Genomic DNA, 2,676 nt, shown 5'->3' with positions numbered 1-2,676 from the left:
TGGTGGATGATTTTGGAGGCAATAAGCAGCTTATTACTGTTACGACCAAAGCTGGCAACTATTTTTACATTTTGATCGACAGGGCTAATGAGGATAAAAAGACTGCTGTTCACTTTCTGAACCAGGTGGATGAAGCGGATTTGATGGCATTGATGGAAGATGAAAATGTCAAAGAGGAGCCGGCTGCTGTGTGTAGCTGCACGACAAAATGTGAAGCAGGGGCAGTCAATACGGCCTGCCCGGTCTGCGCAACTGATAAGAGTAAATGTACGGGCAAAGCACCGGAACCTCCGGCAGAAACATCGGAGCCGGAAAAAGAGAAGCCTGCCGGATTGAACCCGGCTGCGCTGGCCCTTTTGCTGGCTCTGCTTGGTGGCGGTGGCGTATTTGCCTACTCGAAGCTCGTTAAGAATAAGCCTAAGACCAAGGGCAATGACAGTCTGGACGATTATGATTATGGCGAGGAAGATTCCGAGGAATGGGAAACCGAGGATGAGGAGTCGGACGAACCGAATGCTGACGGGGGCAGCACAGAAGAAGATGATGAGGACAGTGTGAAATGACCCGTTTCACAGACAGCCCCTACGAACGCATGATGACACGCAGGCCGGAGGGCGGGAAGGAAACTTCCCGTCCTCCTTCTTTACCCCACAGCCACCCCTGCTATGGTTGCGGGAATTATGGAAGACCATGCGTAGGTATCTGTCACCGGGAAATGTCCCGATGGCTCAAAGAGAGGAGGAACCATCATGGCTCAACATAAATTGGTAATTGCCGAAAAACCATCAGTTGCCCAGAGTTTGGCGGCGGTGATCGGCGCAACCGTCCGTAAGGACGGGTATCTGGAGGGCAACGGCTGGCGTGTCAGCTGGTGCGTGGGCCACCTGTCCGGTCTTGCGGATGCAGACAGCTATGACCCAAAGTATGCCAAGTGGCGATATGATGATCTGCCTATCCTGCCGGAACATTGGCAGATGGTGGTAGGAAAAGATAAGAAAAAGCAGTTTGATATTCTCAAAAAGCTGATGAATGCCCCGGATGTGACGGAAGTGGTAAATGCCTGTGATGCCGGACGCGAGGGCGAGATGATCTTCCGTAGCGTCTATGAGCTGGCAGGTTGCAAGAAGCCGATGAAAAGGCTCTGGATTTCTTCGATGGAGGACTCCGCCATAAGGGAGGGCTTTGCAAACCTGCGCCCAGGTGTAGATTATGATGGACTTCGGGATGCTGCTCTCTGCCGTGCCAAGGCCGACTGGCTGGTGGGGATCAATGCCACAAGGCTTTTTTCCGTGCTGTACCACCGCACCCTCAACATCGGGCGCGTGATGTCCCCAACGCTGGCACTGATTGTCCAGCGAGAAGCTGAAATCGACACATTTAAGCCGGTTCCTTTTTATACCGTGGCGCTGGAGCTGCCCGGTCTTACCGTATCCGGGGAGCGCATGAGTGACCGAGCAAGCGCAGAGCAGCTGAAAGAAGCCTGTCAGGGTGCAGCTGTCACAATCAAAAAGGTGGAGTGCAAGGAAAAGTCCGAAAAGCCGCCTGCCCTCTATGACCTGACTACTCTGCAAAGAGATGCCAACCGCCTGCTTGGATTTACAGCCCAGCAGACCCTGGACTATCTGCAAAGCCTGTATGAAAAGAAGCTCTGCACCTATCCCCGTACTGACAGCCGCTATCTGACCGGTGATATGGCAGACAGCCTGCCGGTGCTGGTGAATCTGGTTGCCAATGCTATGCCATTTCGCAAAGGGATCGCCATTACCTGTGATCCGCAGACAGTCATCAACGATAAGAAAGTAACCGACCACCACGCAGTAATCCCTACCAGAAATCTCAAGGATGCAGACCTTTCTGCCCTTCCTGCGGGAGAAAAAGCGGTGCTGGAGCTAGTGGCCCTGCGTCTGCTGTGTGCCGTGGCCCAGCCCCATATCTATTCGGAAACCGTTGTGATTGCAGCGTATGCCGGTAGGGAGTTTACCGCCAAAGGAAAAACGGTGAAGCACCCCGGATGGAAAGCACTGGAGGACGCCTACCGTGCCAAAATGAAGGATGCAGAGCCGAAAAAAGAGGGCGCAGAGAAAGCCCTGCCGGAACTGACCGAAGGACAGACCCTTTCAGTTGCTGCGGCAATCGTCAAAGAAGGCAAAAGCAGTCCGCCCCTGCACTTTACGGAGGACACCCTATTGTCCGCAATGGAGACTGCCGGGAAAGATGATATGCCAGAGGATGCTGAGAGAAAAGGTCTGGGGACACCGGCCACCCGTGCCAGTATTTTGGAAAAGCTGGTATCTGCCGGTTTTCTGGAGCGAAAAAAGAACAGAAAAACGGTGCAGCTTCTCCCTTCCCACGATGCAGTTTCCCTGATCACCGTTCTGCCGGAACAGCTGCAATCTCCGCTTTTGACTGCCGAGTGGGAGTACCGCCTGGGGGAAATTGAGCACGGGCAGCTTGCTCCAGAGGAGTTTCTGGACGGGATTAGCACCATGTTGAAAGATCTGGTGGGAACTTATCAGGTCATCAAGGGAACCGAGTACCTGTTTACCCCGCCCCGTGAGGTGGTAGGCAAATGCCCCCGCTGCGGCGGTGAGGTTGCAGAACTGCAAAAAGGCTTCTTCTGCCAGAGCAAAGAATGCAGATTTGCAATCTGGAAAAACAATAAATGGTGGACTGCCA

Annotated in this window: 3 protein-coding genes; all 3 read left to right on the top strand. The window is 53.5% G+C overall.

All coding sequences use genetic code 11. The annotated features are described in order from the left end of the window. The coding region (locus AC075L_RS08025) for a DUF4366 domain-containing protein (protein ID WP_476387508.1) at positions 1–563 on the top strand (563 nt) is incomplete at its 5' end. Beyond that, positions 560–763 (top strand): hypothetical protein, encoded by a 204-nt coding sequence (locus tag AC075L_RS08020; protein WP_009003368.1) that lies wholly within the window; start codon positions 560–562, stop codon positions 761–763. The genes AC075L_RS08025 and AC075L_RS08020, both read left to right, overlap by 4 nt. Continuing rightward, a partial coding sequence (locus AC075L_RS08015) for a DNA topoisomerase 3 (RefSeq protein ID WP_476387507.1) occupies positions 750–2,676 on the top strand: 1,927 nt, incomplete at its 3' end. The genes AC075L_RS08020 and AC075L_RS08015, both read left to right, overlap by 14 nt.

The organism is Blautia sp. ZXY-1-B12, from assembly GCF_056339915.1.
Note: the sequence above shows the minus strand (reverse complement) of the source record. Positions and strands in the feature narration are given on the sequence as shown.

What these genes read in the sequence shown, in the direction of transcription:
- AC075L_RS08020 (WP_009003368.1), top strand. Translation starts at nt 560, where the DNA reads ATGACCCGTTTCACAGACAGCCCCTACGAACGCATGATGACACGCAGG.